Here is a 14,548-nt window from a genome sequence, read left to right as displayed (position 1 = left end):
GACCCGAGGTCAGCGCGGGCCACCCGAACGGGATTCGACGAGGCCGCCGCTGCGCAGGACCCCCAGGAGCTCGTCGGTCCCCGTGAAGCCCAGCTTGCGGCTGATCCTGCGCAGGCCGGCGTAGACGTTGCTGCGGCTCATCTCGAGGTGCCGCGCCACGGTCGTGACGGGGCTGCCGCCGGCGAGCGCCTCGAGAAGGAGCAACTGCTTGTCGGTGAGCTCCGACAGGCGTTCGCGGGCAAGCCGCAGCCGTGGCGAGGAGGCGGGCGCGGACGGTGTGTGCTCGAGACGGGTGAGGCGCACGCGCGGTGCTGCGCCGTCGGGTGTGGGCTCACCCTCCTCGGGTACGCCGCTCTCGTGCCGTGCCAGCTCCTCGAGAGCCTCCGTACGCGCCTGGCGCCGGAGCTCCGACTCGGCCGGCGCCCCGGGACCGAGGACGTCGCGGAGAGCGGCAACGAGGTCGGAAGGGTTGAACGGCTTCGTGATGTAGCGCAACGCGCCTTCGATACCGCCCTTGACCCTGTGCTCGACGCCGCGCATGGCCGACACCATGAAGACGGGGATGGCGGAGAAGTCGGCCGACGTCCCGCTCTTGAGCTCCTCGAGAACGGTCCAGCCGTCGACGCCGGGCATCATCACGTCGAGGAAGACCGCGTCGGGTGCCTCCTCCCTGACGGCTTCCAGGGCCTCACGGCCGTTCCCCGCGGTCGACACGCGAAAGCCCGCGCTCTCCAGGTTGATCTGGATCAGCTCGCGGATGTCGGCGTCGTCGTCGACCACGAGGACGAGAGCCATGGCCAAGAGGCTACCGAGATCAGGGAACGGCGACGGCGGGAACCTCGACCCGCCGCAACCAGGCGTCCGGGTCGGCCAACTCCTCCATCGTGGGGACCCATTCCGGGCCGCGCCACGCCACCTCGAGGACGTCGTCGCCCGCGGCCGCGGTGACGGCGTCGATGAAGCGCTCACCCGTCTCGTACTGGCGCATCTTCATCTCGAGACCCAGAAGTCGCTGGAACTGACGGTGCAGCCCACGAGCCTTGCGGCGGGAGTGCAGGACGCGGTCCATACGGGCCGATCCGGGGATCGAGGCGGCTCCCACCCTGTTCATCACCCAGTTCCCGTGGCCCTCGAGCAACGACATGAGCGCCTGCATCCTGCCGAGCAGACCCTGCTGTTCGGGTGTCGCGACGAGAGCGACGAGACCGCCGGAGTCGAGCGGGTTGCGTCCTGCGCGCAGCTCCTCGGAGGCCCGCCCCAGCGCGCGTACCACTCGTTGCGGATCGGGCTCCACGAGCTCGAGCGACCGCTCGATGAGCGAGAGGAAGTACGGACGCAACCACGCGACACCCGTGAACTGCGCTCTGTGCGTGACCTCGTGCACCGCGATCCACAGGCGGAAGTCGCGGGGGCGGAACACGAACCGCTTCTCGAGAGTGAGGATGTTGGGGCCGACGTAGTAGACGGCGTCGGGTGTCTCCGACGACTCCGGAACGAGGAGGTCGTACTGCCCGAGGACCCGCTGGCCCATGTACCCGAGGAGGACACCCATCTCGGCGCCTGCCAGCCGGCGGCCGACGGGGGCGAAGGGGCTGCGCGACATGCGCTCGGCGACCCGGTCGGTGAGGGGCGCCAGCATCCGCTGCATCGACCCGACGTTGGCGGCCACCCAGCCGTGCCGGTCGACGACTCCCGAGCGGACTCCACCGGGTGTGCGAAGTCCCGTGAACTCCGCCACGAGCGACTCGGCCTCCTCGGTGACCTCGGCGAAGTCACGCTCGAGCGACGAGGCCAGGTAGGAGCGCCCGAGCGGATCACGCCCCGCGACGACGCGTGCGACGCGCTCGGCGAGGTCCCAGTCGACAGCGGCCGGCACGGTGTCCGGGCTCATCGTGTCGACCTGTGGGTCATGCAGGTCAGCCCGCCTGCAGCCTCGGGCGGATCGTGAGCCAGTAGTAGCCGAACCCGATGGCGCCGAGGGCGAAGGGCACGCCGGAGGCGAGGAACAACGACACCCAGTAGTGCCACGGCCGTGCGCCCGGTCCCTCGGCCCCACCGGCACCGGGTTGGGAACCGAACGCGCCGAAGGCGTAGACCCACATGAGAACGACGATCACGACGGCCGCGAGGGCCAGGCAGCCCGCCACGGCGGCGGTGATCACGAGTGTGTCGCGGGGCCGGCGCTCGGCGTCGGGCGAAGTGTCCTCGACGGCACCGGGGGCGTCGGCGTCGGTGGTCTGGAGAGCGGTGTCGGCTGCCATCGCCGTCATCGTAGATGGCGACGCCGGGAGGTGTCGTACCGTCGGCGCCGGCACGGCGTGGATCGAGTCACGTGGCCGCGTTCCCCGACGGCCCGGTCGCCTCGCCGAGCGCCTCGGCCACGCGCCGGCGCAGCGACTCGGGGACCTCCTCGTGGCAGTGGGAGACGATGACCTGTCGCAGTTCCACCTCGAACGTGTAGCCGTCGGCACAGGGTGGGCACTCGTCGAGGTGCCGGGCGATGGCCCGGCGCTTCCACATGGTCAGCTCACCGTCGAGATACGAGTAGATCTCCCGCAGCGTCTCGTTGCAATCCATGTCGTCCCCGCTGCCTCCGGCCCGCCGACGCTCAGCTCCCCGACCCCGCGGCCGACCCGGCCACCGTGTCGGGGAGAAGCCCGCGTTCCTCCGCGAAATCCCACAACAACTTCTGGAGCTGCTTCCTTCCCCGGTGGATCCGGCTCATCACGGTTCCGACCGGGACGTCCATGATCTCGGCGATCTCCTTGTAGGAGAAGCCCTCCACATCGGCCAGCATCACGGCCAGCCGGAACTGGTCGGGCAGGGCCTCGAGCGCCTCCTTCACCTCGGCCTCGGGGAGAGCGTCGAGGAACTCGGCTTCGGGCGTACGCTCGGCGTCACTCGCCTCCAGCCCACCGAGTTTCCGGTAGAGCGAGAAGTCCTCGGCCTCGTCGAGGACCTGCTCGTCGGGACGCCTCTTCTTCGCCCGGTACTGGTTGATGTAGGTGTTGGTCAGGATCCGGTAGAGCCACGCCTTGAGGTTGGTGCCCTCGCGGAAGCCACCGAAGCCGCGGTAGGCCCGCAGGTAGGTCTCCTGGACCAGATCCTCGGCGTCCGCGGGGTTCCGGGTCATGCGGAGAGCGGCCGCGTAGAGAGGCGACATGTAGGGCATCGCGAGATCGGCGAACTGCTCCTGGTCGGCCACGGGGCCGAGACTAGCGTCGGGGCGTCCGGGGGCTCGACGACGACAGGAGCGCGGACACGCCACGGCGCTATACATAGGGGCCCTCCGGGCACGTCACGCCCGGTCGGCGCCGACTCCCATGCTGGTCCTCATAGCGCTGCACCTCGTCGCCGCCGTCGCCGCGCCCTTCGTCGCGGGTCGTGCCGGTCGCAGGGTCCTGCTCCTCGGCGCCGCCGTGTCGGCCGCCACCTTCGTGTGGATCCTCACACAGACGGCCTCGGTCGTGGACGGTGACGTCGTCACCGAGAACATCGTGTGGGTCGGTGACATCGGCCTGGAGCTGACGCTGCGTCTCGACGGCTTCGGCCTCATGATGGCGATGCTCGTGTCGGGCATCGGTGTCCTCGTGTTCGTCTACGCCAATGCCTACATGCCGCCGGGGCGGCGCAACGGGCGCTTCTGCGCCTACCTCATCGCCTTCGCGGGCTCGATGCTCGGCCTGGTGTGGTCCGACAACCTCCTCGGCCTCTACGTGTTCTGGGAGTGCACGACCGTCACGTCGTACCTGCTCATCGGCTGGGACGACACCGTCGAGAGCGCGAGGACCGCAGCGTGGCGGGCGCTCACGGTCACCGTCGCCGGCGGTCTGGCGATGCTCGCCGGGTTCATCCTCATCGGTCAGGCCGCGGGCACCTACGAGCTGTCGGCCATCACCGAAGCGCCCCCCGACGGTGTCCTCGTCGCCACAGGCGTCGGGCTCGTCCTTCTCGGCGCCTTCACGAAGTCGGCGCAGTTCCCGTTCCAGGGCTGGCTCCCCGACGCCATGGCGGCGCCGACGCCCGTCAGCGCCTATCTGCACTCCGCCACCATGGTGAAGGCCGGCATCGTGGTGCTGGCGCGCTTCGCCGCACCGTTCGGCGACATCGGCTTCTGGCAGCCCCTCGTGATCGGCATCGGCCTCACCACGATGGTGATCGGCGGCGTGCGGGCTCTCCAGCAGACCGACCTCAAGCGGTTGCTCGCCTGGGGAACCGTGAGCCAGCTGGGGTTCATGACGACGTTGTTCGGCGTGGGAACCCACGAGGCGATCGCAGCCGGCGTGGCCGTGATCTTCGCCCACGCCCTCTTCAAGGCCGCGCTCTTCATGGTCATCGGAGGCGTCGACCACGAAGCGGGGACACGTGATCTCCGCGACCTCACCGGGCTTCGCCACCGGATGCCGCGCACGTTCTGGGTGGCCGTGATCTCCGCCGCGTCGATGTCGGGGATCCCGCCGTTGCTCGGCTTCCTGTCCAAGGAGCTCGCCTACGACGAGCTTCTCCACTCGGGCGACGCAGGCATCGTCGCTCTGGTCGGGATCGTGGTCGGCTCGGCGCTCACGCTCGCCTACAGCGTGCGCTTCGTGTGGGGTGCGTTCTGGGACAAGGCATCCGGCGGCGCCCCCGCACACCCGCCCACGGCGGCACACGAGCCACCGGTCGGGCTCCTCGGCCCCCCACTCGTGCTCGCCGCCCTCACCGTTGTCTTCGGGCTCTGGCCCGCCCCCGCCGAGAACCTCGTCGCAGCGGCGGCCGGCTCGCTCGATCACCTCTCCGAGCTGCACCTCGTCCTGTGGAACGGCTTCACCGTTCCCCTGTTGCTGTCGCTCGTGACCATCGGGGTCGGTGTCGGCATCGTTGTCGCGGGAAGCGCGATCGCGCTCGGTCGACGTGCCTTCGAGCCCCGCCTCGCGCCCGACGCGGGCTACCGCGTCTTCGTGAACTCGCTCGTCTACACGGCACGCACTGTCTCGGGGGCCGTGCAGAACGGCTCCCTCCCCCGATACCTGGGCATCATCCTCATGACCGCCGTGGCGCTGCCCGCCACCTCGCTGCTCGCCACCAAGGGCCTCCACATCGACACGACGCGCGCAGGCTCGGGTATCCAGATCGTCGTGTGCGCCCTGGTCGTCGTGGCGGCCACAGCAGCCACTGTGTCGCGGACGCGTTTCGTGGCCGTGATGATGCTCGGAGCCGTGGGCTTCGGCATCGGCGCGCTCTTCATCATCCAGGGTGGGCCCGACCTCGCGCTCACACAGTTCGTCGTCGAGACGGTCGGGATCATCGGCTTCATGCTGGTGCTCCGACATCTGCCACGGACCTTCCACCGCGTGCGGCACCTGCCGAGCAGGGTGATCCCGGCGGTCATCGCTGCAATTGTCGGTGTGTTCGTGACGCTGTTCGCGCTGGTGGCGTTCACGGCACGCACCGAGGCTCCGATCTCCGACTACTTCATCGAGAACAGCAAGGAGTTCGCGGGCGGAAAGAACATCGTCAACGTCATCGTCGTCGACTTCCGCGGCCTCGACACCCTCGGTGAGATCTCCGTGGTGACGATCGCGGTCCTCGGTATCGCCAGCCTCGTCCTCGCGGTCCGGCGGGGGCGCCGCGACGACGGTGGCGACATCGCAGACGACACCGACGTCGCGGAGGTGTCGACGTGAAGCCGGCCCGTTCGGTCATCCTGGAGCAGGGCCTCCGGGCGACCTTCCACACGATCCTGCTGTTCGCGGTGTTCATCTTCTTCGCGGGGCACAACGCCCCCGGAGGCGGGTTCCCCGCCGGCCTGGTGGCCGGGTCGGCGTTGGTCCTTCGATACGTGACCTACGGGACCGACGGCCTGCCGAGACTCGCACCGGAGTTCCTGTGCGGCTTCGGTCTCGTCCTGTCGGCGGCGACCGGTTTCGGCTCGTGGTTCCTCGGGGGGCAGTTCCTGGAGTCCGACATCCTCGAGTTCCACCTCCCTGCAATCGGTGAGGTCCACATGTCGACGGTCGCGTTCTTCGACCTCGGCGTCTTCTTCATCGTCGTCGGCATCGTGATCGGCATCCTCACGTTTCTCGGCAGGGAACCAGAGGACGCCCGTGCAGAAGGTGAGCCGGGAGCGGCCCCGTGATCCTCGCTCTCTCGCTCACCATCGGGGCCCTCTTCTCGCTCGGCACCTACCTCGTTCTCCAGCGCAATCTCACGCGCATCATCATCGGGCTGGGGCTGATCAGCCACGGCGCCAACCTCCTCCTGCTCGGTGTGGGCGGCAAGGCCGGTGTCGCCCCCGTCGTCGGCAACGACCCCGCCGACATGTCGGATCCCCTCCCGCAGGCGATGGTGCTCACCGCCATCGTCATCTCGTTCTCGGTCACGATGTTCCTGCTGGCCCTCGCCTACCGCAGTTGGACCCTCACCCGCTCCGACGAGGTCGAGGACGACGTCGAGGACCGCCGCATCGCCAGGCTCCAGGTCGGCGACCACGACGAGGAGGAGGCGTGAAGGTCCTCCTCTTCCTCCCGATCGTCCTGCCGATCCTGGCAGCGGGCTTCTCGATGGCCGCCTTCCGCTGGGTGTGGGTGCAGCGCCTGATCGGCCTCGTCGTCCTCACGACGTGCCTCGGAGCGGCGATCGCGGTCCTGGTGACGGTGCACGCCGACGGGCCACGGGCGGTCCAGGCCGGCGATTGGCCGGCACCGTTCGGCATCACGATCGTCGCCGACCTCTTCGCCGCCATCATGCTCGTCGTGTCGGTGACGATGCTGCTGGCGGTGCTCGTCTACGCCATCGGCCAGAGGACGGACACGACGTCGCAGGTCTTCCACCCCGTGTACCTCCTGCTCGCGGCCGGCGTGTCACTCGCGTTCCTCACGGGCGACCTCTTCAACCTCTTCGTGTCGTTCGAGGTGTTGCTCATCGCCAGCTACGTACTCATCACGCTCGGCGGGAACCGCGACCAGGTGCGCTCGGGGATGACCTACATCGTCATCAACCTCGTGGCGTCCGCCCTGTTCGTCGCGGCCATCGCCCTCGTGTACGCGGCCACCGGGACGGTCAACATGGCCGATCTCGTCGCCAAACTCGACACCGTTCCCGGCGGCCTGGCCACGGCCATGGGCCTCCTGCTGCTCGTGGTGTTCGGCGTGAAGGCCGCCATCTTCCCGCTCTTCTTCTGGCTGCCCGACTCGTACCCCACCGCTCCCTCGCCGATCACGGCGGTGTTCGCGGGTCTCCTCACCAAGGTGGGGGTCTACGCCATCATCCGGAGCCAGACCCTGCTGTTCAGCCACGACGGGCCCGACGCGCTGCTCCTCACGCTCGCCGGGCTCACCATGGTCGTGGGAGTGCTCGGGGCGATCGCGCAGAACGACATCAAGCGGATCCTGAGCTTCCACATCGTGAGCCAGATCGGCTACATGATCCTCGGCCTCGGATTCTTCACCGTCGCGGGCCTGGCCGGGGCGATCCTCTACATCATCCACCACATCATCGTGAAGACCTCGCTGTTCCTCGTCGGAGGGATCGTCGAGGAGACCGAGAACACCGGAGCGCTCAGCAGCCTGGGCGGTCTGACACGTCGCACGCCGCTGCTGGCGGTCCTGTTCCTCATTCCCGCGCTGAGCCTCGCCGGCGTACCGCCGTTCTCGGGCTTCGTTGCCAAGCTCTCGATCGCACAGGCAGGCTTCGCCGTCGACCGCTACGTGGTGGTCGGTGTGAGCCTGCTCGTCGGGCTGCTCACGCTCTACTCCATGGCCAAGATCTGGAACGGCGTGTTCTGGGGAACGCCGCCCGACGACGCTCCCGAGAAGCCCGCGTCGACCCCCGTCCTCATGGGTGTCGCCACCGGCGCCGTCGTGGCTCTGAGCCTCGCCGTGGCGTTGTTCGCCGGGCCGCTCTACGACCTCACCGAACAGGCAGCGCGTGAGCTCGCCGACCCGGGCGTCTACGTCGGATCGGTGCTCCGGTGATCCGCCGCTTCCTGCTCCCGTTCGCGTGGCTCCTCCTCGTCTGGGTGCTGCTGTGGGGCGGCCTGAGCGTCGCCAACCTCGTGAGCGGCGTGGTGGTCGTGGCGGGGATCCTCCTCTTCTTCCCACTCGCCGCCGCGGCGCGCCAGGGCCGCCTCCGCCCGGTTCGCGCGATCAGCTTCGTGTTCTTCTTCGTGTGGGAGCTCCTCAAGGCCACGTGGGTGGTCGCCTGGGAGATCGTCACCCCCGGTCGGGGCTACACGCCCGGGATCATCTGCACCGAGGTCCGGGGCGTGTCCGACGCCCTCATCACACTCGTCGCCAACTTCATCACGCTCACGCCCGGAACGATGACCCTCGAGATCCGGCATCGGCCCACGAGGTTGTACATCCACGTGCTCCACCTGCGCGATCCCGAGCAGGCACGGCGCGACGTCCTCCGGCTCGAGGCACGGGCCATCCGCGCGTTCGGCACGCGCGAGGCGATCGCCCTGCTCACCGCCGATGCAACCGAGTCCTCCGCACCCCCACCCGACGAGGGGGGTGGGTCGTGAGCACGGTCGCAGCCGTCGCCACGGCCGGACTGGCGGTCGCCGCCGTCCTCGTGCTCATTCGCCTCCTGCTCGGGCCGACCCTCGCCGACCGCATGGTCGCCCTCGACTCCCTCCTGGTGCTGATCGCCAGCGGAATCGCCGTCAACGCCGCGTCGACCGGATCCGGTGAGTTCCTCGACGTCATGATCGTCGTGTCGCTCATCGGCTTCATCGGGTCCGTCACGGTGGCCCGCTTCATCGAGAAGCGGGGGCCGTGATGGTCCTCACCGTCATCGCGTCCGTGTTCATCCTCTCGGGTGTCGCCCTGGCGATCATCGCCGGTCTCGGGCTGCTGCGGTTCCCGAACGTGTTCGCCCGGATGCAGGCCGCCACGAAGCCGGCTGTTCTGGGACTGATCCTCGTGGCGGTGGGGGCCGCCCTCGAGGTCGGTGGCACCGCCAACGTGACCCGCCTGATCCTCGTGATCGGCTTCCAGATCCTGACGGCACCCATCGCCGCCCACATGGTCGGCCGGGCCGCCCACCGCCGGGGGGTTCCCGTCGGCGGTGACACCGACGAGCTCGCCCGCGATCGCGCGGTGGAGCCCGACCCCACCTGAGCCCGCGCGTCCCGCACTGCCACGTATGGGATGGATCGGGAGGGAGGTCAGACGGTCGTCAGCCGCCAGATCTGGCCGTCGCCGCCATCGTCATCGGTCGTGATGTAGAGGTCGCCGTTGGTGGGGTTGTGCACGACGCTGCGGATCCGTCGGCCGAGCTCCGTGAGCAGCGTGGTCTCTGCCGTCACGTCACCCGCACCGTTCAGGAACAGCACCCGGAGTTGACGTCCCTTCAGGACGGCGACCACGAGCGCGCCGCTCCAGCCCTTCCACTTCGCCCAGCGGAGGAAGTCGCCGCCCGAAGGCGCGATCGTGGGGCTCCGCGACGCCCACACGGGGCCCACGACGTTGCCGGGGAGCGTGACGTCCGTCATCGGGACCGACTCGTTGTAGCCCGGAACGGGATTCCACCCGGCGTTCATACCCTTGACGAGGCGGTTCACCTCGTCGTCGGTGCCGGGCCCGTGCTCCACGCTGTAGGCAACGTTCGTGTTCGGGCGGAAGGCAATGCCCTGGGGGTTGCGGTGCCCGTACGTGTAGATCTCGCCGCGCGCCGACGCGTCGAGCGCCGTGAGGTCGGGATTCCCGGCTGCCGGGGAACCGTTGCGGTCGACGCGCAGCACCTTCCCGCCGAGTGACGTGAGGTCCTGGGGCGTGGTGCCGATCGCCGCGTCGCCCGTGGTGATCCAGAGGTTCCCGTCGGGCCCGAAACGGGGGCGGCACCCCGAGTGACGACCGCTCGAGTAGGGCATGCCGGTGACGATGTCGGTGCGGTCGGTGAGCCCCGAGAACCCGAAGCGCCACCGGACGACACGCACGTCGGCGGCGGCGCCACCTCCCGCGCCGAGCGTCGACGCGAAGCAGGTGTAGAGGTAGGGCATCCCGCTGTGGAACTGCGGGTCGACGGCGAGACCGAGCATCCCGCCCTCGCTGTTGACGCGCACGTCGCCGGGGCGGTGCATGACGCGCTTCTCCCGGTCGACGAGCGCCGAGATGTCGCCGCCGCGCTCGGTGAAGAAGGCGACCCCCTGGCTCGTGAAGGCGATGTCCCACGGCTTGGTGAGGCCGGTCGTGACGATCTCGAGGGCGATGGTCGGCGCCGCGGGCCCCGCCGGCGGCACCGGGTCGTTCACCACGAAACAGCCGCTGAGACCCAGGCCGACTGTGAGAACCAGCGCGGAAAATCGACGCATCACCGGTTCATCGACAGCCGGGGGCGTGAAGCTGAAGCGAGAGCCATCCTCAGTCGGGGAGTGCGTCTTCGATGGCGCTCACCAGCGCCTCGTCGTCGGGTTCGGTCTGCGGGCGGAAACGGGCCACGGTCTCGCCCTCAGGCGACACGAGGAACTTCTCGAAGTTCCAGGTGATGTCGCCGGCCTCGCCGTCGGCGTCGGCCGTGGCGGTGAGCTCCTCGTAGATGGCGTGACGGCCGTCGCCGTTCACCTCGATCTTCTCGTAGAGGGGGAACGTCACGCCGTAGTTGACCGAACAGAACTCTTGGATCTCGTCGGCTGTGCCCGGCTCCTGTTCGAGGAACTGGTTGCACGGAAAGCCGACGACGGTGAAACCACGGTCGGCGTAGGTGTCGTGGAGCTTCTGGAGACCTTCGTACTGCGGCGTGAGCCCGCACTTCGAGGCGACGTTCACGACGAGGACAGCCTTGCCGCTGTGCTCCCCCAGACTCGAGGGGTCTCCCGAGAGGGTGTTGACGGGGATGTCGTGGAGCGTGGGCACGGCGGTGTCCTCCTGTAGATCAGTGGCGGATGCCGGCCCATCATCCCATCCCCCGGTCGGGCGTGCCCGGGCACCCCGTCGCCGAGCGGCGTACCGTGGCGCTGACCGGCGCCGTAGCCCGGAGGGAGAGTCCCCGTGACCGACAAGGGTGAGAAGCAGATCGCCACGTTCGTCGAGCAGGTCCAACCCCACTGCGACGAAACCGTACGGAGCGCCATGCTCGTGACGCCGGCCGGGTCGATGGGAGCCATGGGGCTCAGCGCCGTCAGCCCTCTCGGTGGGATGATCGCCGGCAAACAGGCCAAGAAGCGCTCGGGTGGCCTGTCGAAGATGATGCTGCTCGCCGTGACGGACTCCTCGATCATCGCCTTCGACGCGAAGCCCCGTGGAACGAAGTGGAAGGTCAAAGGGGAGCTCCGGCGATGGGACCGTTCGACGACGCAGATCGGTGCCGAGAAGAAGAAGACGACGCACCTCCTCGTCATGACCGACGAAGCCGGTGAGAGTTCCGAGCTCGAACTCCAGTCCGCCGGCGGCGGGCACGCCATCCCGGTCTTCTTCGAGTCGCTGGGGCTCTCGGCGTCCTGACCGGAGCTGTGCGGCGTCAGAAGTCGAAGACCTCGAAGGTGACGCCGTAGCGAACACCGAGACGCTCCCCCGCCGCCTCGGCTCCCCCGGTGAGCCAGTCCGCGGCGTCGTCAGGTGTCTGACCCAGGCCCTCGAGGTAGGCGCGGTGCTCCCGAAGCGATGCGATGCCGAGGTCGAAGTGGCCCGAGACGTCGACGCCGTGTGTCGGCTCCGGTGACCCGTTGTGGCACACCATACGCACGCCGCCCCACGCGGGCGGTGTGTCGTCGGTGAAGACCCACTCGTTGCCGGCGTCGCGCACACCGTCCTGTACCGCGAGGCCGACGTTGCGGTGGTCGGCCATGTTGAGCACCGACCCGCCCCAGGTGTCGCGGTGGTTGTTCGTGATCACGACCTCGGGGCGGTGACGCCGCACGGCGAGTGCGATGTCGCGTCGAAGCGGAAGCCCGTACTCGACGATCCCATCGGTGTGGTCGAGGAACTCGACCGTGTCGACACCGACCACCGCAGCGCTGCGCCGCTCCTCGTCCTCCCGGAGCGGACCGGCCTCGGCGGGTGACATGCCGGCGATCCCCGCCTCACCGCGGGTGGCGAGCAGGTAGGTGACGGTCTTCCCCTGAGACGTCCAGCGCGCGATGGCGGCGGCGGCCCCGTACTCGAGGTCGTCGGGGTGCGCCACGATCGCGAGAGCACGGTCCCAGTCCTCGGGGAGAGTCTCCAGGCGATCACTCATGCCGGCGTGACAGAGAGGGGAAGGCTCTCGATGTGAAGCGTGACGGTCGTCTCGATCTCGGCTCCGTTGTCGACCGTGAACGATGACCAGGCGTCACACACCGTGTCGAGGATCTCCTGCATCTCCATCCGCGCGAGAGCGGCGCCGAGGCAGTAGTGCCGTCCGACACCGAAGTTCAGCTGCGGACGGGCGTGCTCGCGTCCGATGTCGAAGACCTCGGGGTCGGGGTAGATCGACGGGTCGACGTTGCCGACCACGCTGTGGAAGTGGACCATCGTGTCGGGTGGGATCTCCACCCCGAGCAGTGTCGTGCCGTGCTCCGTGTAGTGCGGGTCGCTCACCACACGCGGGACGAGGCGGAGGCACTCCTCCACAGCCGACGGAATGAGGCTTCGATCCGCGCGCAACCGTTCGTACTCGTCGGGGTGCTCGGCGAGAATCGTCATGGCACCCGCCATGGAGTGGGCCGTGTTGTCGGTCGACGCGCTCAGCATCTCGAACGACAGCGACCTCACGTCGGCCTCGGTGATCTCACCCGCGTCGGATGCCGCGAGGAGCACCGACATCAGCTGCCCGTCCGGCTCGGCCTTCTTCTCCGCCGCGAGCGCCTCCACGAACTCCTGCATCTCGGCGGCCGCGCCGAGCAGCACCTCCGCGTCGTCGAAGTTGCCGTCGAACGCCTTCAGGAGAATCTCCGCCAGACTGAAGAGACGGTCCCCGGCGGCGGGGTCGGCACCCATCATCCAGCAGAAGACCGGTCCCGGGACACGAGCCGACACATCGCGCATGAAGTCGCCACCTCCCGTATCAGTGAGAGGCGCGAGGAGTTCCTCGGTGCGAGCCCTCACGAGCGGCCGCATTCTGTCGACCGCCCGCGGTGTGAACCAGCGCGACACGACACGCCGGAATCTTGCGTGGTCCGGGCCCTCGTTGGTCTGGAGATTCCCTCCGCCGCCGGTCATCATCGACGGGTCGATACCGAGATCTGCCAACTGTTTCGCCACGGCGGACACGAGATCCCGGTTCGAGTAGCCCGCCTCGATCCCGGTGTGGCTGAAGACCTCGTACCCGCGCGCACTACGGGCGACGGTGGCGCCGGACCCGAGTGACCTGTGGGCGGCGCGCGGGTCGGAGGCAACGAGAGCGGCGTCGATCTCCGGCGGCGAAGACGAGCTTGGCGGTGCGATCGGCCGACGTTAGCAACAGATCGTCCTCGTCGCCGGGAAGGCTGCCACGTATCGGAACGACGAAAATGGCAGACTTGGATACGTGACGACTCGATCCAGAATCGCCGCCGCCTGCCTGCCGGTTCTCCTCGCTGTCGTGGCATCGTGCGGCACCGACGACGGCGACAGCGGCGCGACGACCACGACGGCACAAGCGGACGACACGACGACATCTGCTGCAGACGCATCGACGACATCCACCACCGATCCGCCGACGATCACCTCGTCGGCACCCGACGGCACCGGTGAATCGGCAACGATCCGTGTCGAGTCGCCGGTTGCGGGCGAGACCGTGACGAGTCCCCTCACGGTCACCGGTTCGTCGGCGACGTTCGAGGGCAACGTCCTCATCTCGGTCACCGACAGCAGCGGCACCGTGGTCTACGACAGTTTCTTCACGTCGACGGGTGCCAACGACAACTGGGGTCCGTTCGAGGAGACGATCGAGTTCGACGCGGCCCCAGGGCCGGCAACGTTGACCCTCTGGGAGAGCGACGTCGCCTCCGACGATCCCGGAGCGCGACGCAACGTCGTCGAGATCCCGGTCGAGATCGGCTGACGAGGCTAGGGCGCCTGCCCGGGCTCCAGATCCATCACGGCGGACCCATCGAGTTGCTCGAAGGGCCCGGACGACACGTTCTGAGCCACGGGCTCGAGCACATGGGCCACGTGGTCGCCGCACGGGTGGCGGGCGAGGATCCGACCCACGAACCAGTTCTCGCAACCGTCGATCAGCGCGGAGCCCTCGGGGCCCTCGGACCACAGCGTCTCCAGGCGGGTCGACTTGCCGTTGTCGGCATCCCGCTCGCTGGCCGACCCCAGGAGTCGGGCAAGGTCCAGATCCCCCGTTTGCAGGAAGTGCACCGCCACGACAGGGCAGCGCTGCGCGAGCTGGAAGGTCCTGTTCCGCACGGAGAGCCCGACGAGGTAGCGCCACGGCTGGATGCTGATTTGGGTCGAGAACCCGACGAGGCACGCGTCGCGCTCGCCGTCGTCGGATGACGCCGACACCGCGACCATCGGGTACGACAGGTCACCGCAGAGGTCGTCGAGTGTGCGGCTCATCGGCCGTCGCCTTCCATGATGTTCGCGTACCACACCGTCCACCACTCCGCGAAGGTCGTGAGATCGGTCGGTGCCTACACGACCGACGGCTCCCGTCA

At 68.7% G+C, this 14,548-nt stretch carries 19 protein-coding genes; 9 read left to right on the top strand and 10 right to left on the bottom strand.

Features of this window, described 5'->3' with window-relative positions; all coding sequences use genetic code 11:
- Positions 1-9 precede the first annotated feature (9 nt).
- From R3A49_13310 to R3A49_13290, 5 genes are all read right to left on the bottom strand, one after another.
- Positions 10-795 carry a response regulator gene (locus R3A49_13310; GenBank protein ID MEZ5171702.1) on the bottom strand — a complete coding sequence of 262 codons (786 nt, stop codon included), beginning with the start codon at positions 793-795 and terminating at the stop codon, positions 10-12.
- Between the two features lie 19 nt (positions 796-814).
- Entirely contained in the window at positions 815-1,891 is a 1,077-nt protein-coding gene (locus R3A49_13305) for a zinc-dependent metalloprotease (protein MEZ5171701.1), read from the bottom strand.
- A 25-nt stretch (positions 1,892-1,916) separates the two neighbouring features.
- Complete coding sequence (locus R3A49_13300; GenBank protein MEZ5171700.1) at positions 1,917-2,261, bottom strand: hypothetical protein; 345 nt, start codon at positions 2,259-2,261, stop codon at positions 1,917-1,919.
- A gap of 67 nt (positions 2,262-2,328) precedes the next feature.
- Positions 2,329-2,577, bottom strand: a complete 249-nt coding sequence (gene rsrA, locus R3A49_13295; protein ID MEZ5171699.1) for a mycothiol system anti-sigma-R factor — start codon at positions 2,575-2,577, stop codon at positions 2,329-2,331.
- Positions 2,578-2,608: 31 nt separating this feature from the next.
- Positions 2,609-3,280, bottom strand: coding sequence for a sigma-70 family RNA polymerase sigma factor (locus tag R3A49_13290; GenBank protein MEZ5171698.1), 672 nt, complete (start codon positions 3,278-3,280; stop codon positions 2,609-2,611).
- Positions 3,281-3,323: 43 nt separating this feature from the next.
- Between R3A49_13290 and mbhE the strand changes: the two genes are divergently transcribed.
- Genes mbhE through mnhG form a run of 7 tightly spaced genes read left to right on the top strand, consistent with a single transcriptional unit; the run spans position 3,324 to position 9,104 of the window.
- Positions 3,324-5,666 (top strand): hydrogen gas-evolving membrane-bound hydrogenase subunit E, encoded by a 2,343-nt coding sequence (mbhE, locus tag R3A49_13285; protein MEZ5171697.1) that lies wholly within the window; start codon positions 3,324-3,326, stop codon positions 5,664-5,666.
- Positions 5,663-6,118, top strand: a complete 456-nt coding sequence (locus R3A49_13280) for an MnhB domain-containing protein (GenBank protein ID MEZ5171696.1) — start codon at positions 5,663-5,665, stop codon at positions 6,116-6,118. Before mbhE ends, R3A49_13280 begins: the two co-directional genes overlap by 4 nt.
- Positions 6,115-6,489 (top strand): Na(+)/H(+) antiporter subunit C, encoded by a 375-nt coding sequence (locus R3A49_13275; GenBank protein MEZ5171695.1) that lies wholly within the window; start codon positions 6,115-6,117, stop codon positions 6,487-6,489. Before R3A49_13280 ends, R3A49_13275 begins: the two co-directional genes overlap by 4 nt.
- On the top strand, positions 6,486-7,955 hold the full coding sequence (locus R3A49_13270; GenBank protein MEZ5171694.1) for a proton-conducting transporter membrane subunit: 1,470 nt from the start codon (positions 6,486-6,488) through the stop codon (positions 7,953-7,955). Before R3A49_13275 ends, R3A49_13270 begins: the two co-directional genes overlap by 4 nt.
- The gene (locus tag R3A49_13265; protein MEZ5171693.1) at positions 7,952-8,506 is read left to right on the top strand and encodes a Na+/H+ antiporter subunit E; all 555 of its coding nucleotides are present in this window, start codon (positions 7,952-7,954) and stop codon (positions 8,504-8,506) included. Before R3A49_13270 ends, R3A49_13265 begins: the two co-directional genes overlap by 4 nt.
- On the top strand, positions 8,503-8,763 hold the full coding sequence (locus R3A49_13260; GenBank protein ID MEZ5171692.1) for a monovalent cation/H+ antiporter complex subunit F: 261 nt from the start codon (positions 8,503-8,505) through the stop codon (positions 8,761-8,763). Before R3A49_13265 ends, R3A49_13260 begins: the two co-directional genes overlap by 4 nt.
- Positions 8,763-9,104 (top strand): monovalent cation/H(+) antiporter subunit G, encoded by a 342-nt coding sequence (gene mnhG / locus R3A49_13255; protein MEZ5171691.1) that lies wholly within the window; start codon positions 8,763-8,765, stop codon positions 9,102-9,104. The genes R3A49_13260 and mnhG overlap by 1 nt, the downstream gene beginning before the upstream one ends.
- 47 nt (positions 9,105-9,151) lie before the next feature.
- On the opposite strand, the gene R3A49_13250 is transcribed toward mnhG, so the two are convergent.
- Positions 9,152-10,297: a PQQ-dependent sugar dehydrogenase gene (locus R3A49_13250; protein ID MEZ5171690.1), complete on the bottom strand. Its 1,146-nt coding sequence runs from the start codon at positions 10,295-10,297 to the stop codon at positions 9,152-9,154.
- A gap of 49 nt (positions 10,298-10,346) precedes the next feature.
- A complete protein-coding gene (locus R3A49_13245) occupies positions 10,347-10,838 on the bottom strand; it encodes a glutathione peroxidase (GenBank protein ID MEZ5171689.1) in 492 nt (163 codons plus the stop codon).
- A 135-nt stretch (positions 10,839-10,973) separates the two neighbouring features.
- Here R3A49_13245 and R3A49_13240 point away from each other — a divergent pair, with 135 nt between their 5' ends.
- On the top strand, positions 10,974-11,426 hold the full coding sequence (locus R3A49_13240; protein MEZ5171688.1) for a hypothetical protein: 453 nt from the start codon (positions 10,974-10,976) through the stop codon (positions 11,424-11,426).
- A gap of 16 nt (positions 11,427-11,442) precedes the next feature.
- Here R3A49_13240 and R3A49_13235 read toward each other — a convergent pair whose 3' ends face one another.
- Positions 11,443-12,159 carry a PIG-L deacetylase family protein gene (locus tag R3A49_13235; GenBank protein MEZ5171687.1) on the bottom strand — a complete coding sequence of 239 codons (717 nt, stop codon included), beginning with the start codon at positions 12,157-12,159 and terminating at the stop codon, positions 11,443-11,445.
- Positions 12,156-13,163 (bottom strand): cytochrome P450, encoded by a 1,008-nt coding sequence (locus tag R3A49_13230; protein ID MEZ5171686.1) that lies wholly within the window; start codon positions 13,161-13,163, stop codon positions 12,156-12,158. Before R3A49_13230 ends, R3A49_13235 begins: the two co-directional genes overlap by 4 nt.
- 265 nt (positions 13,164-13,428) lie before the next feature.
- Between R3A49_13230 and R3A49_13225 the strand changes: the two genes are divergently transcribed.
- Positions 13,429-13,944 carry a Gmad2 immunoglobulin-like domain-containing protein gene (locus R3A49_13225; protein ID MEZ5171685.1) on the top strand — a complete coding sequence of 172 codons (516 nt, stop codon included), beginning with the start codon at positions 13,429-13,431 and terminating at the stop codon, positions 13,942-13,944.
- Positions 13,945-13,949: 5 nt separating this feature from the next.
- Here R3A49_13225 and R3A49_13220 read toward each other — a convergent pair whose 3' ends face one another.
- Positions 13,950-14,450, bottom strand: a complete 501-nt coding sequence (locus R3A49_13220; GenBank protein MEZ5171684.1) for a flavin reductase family protein — start codon at positions 14,448-14,450, stop codon at positions 13,950-13,952.
- Positions 14,451-14,548: the final 98 nt, after the last annotated feature.

This window comes from Acidimicrobiia bacterium (assembly GCA_041394025.1).
GTDB lineage: Bacteria > Actinomycetota > Acidimicrobiia > IMCC26256 > JAOSJL01 > JAOSJL01.
This window is presented reverse-complemented; position numbering and strand designations above follow the sequence as displayed.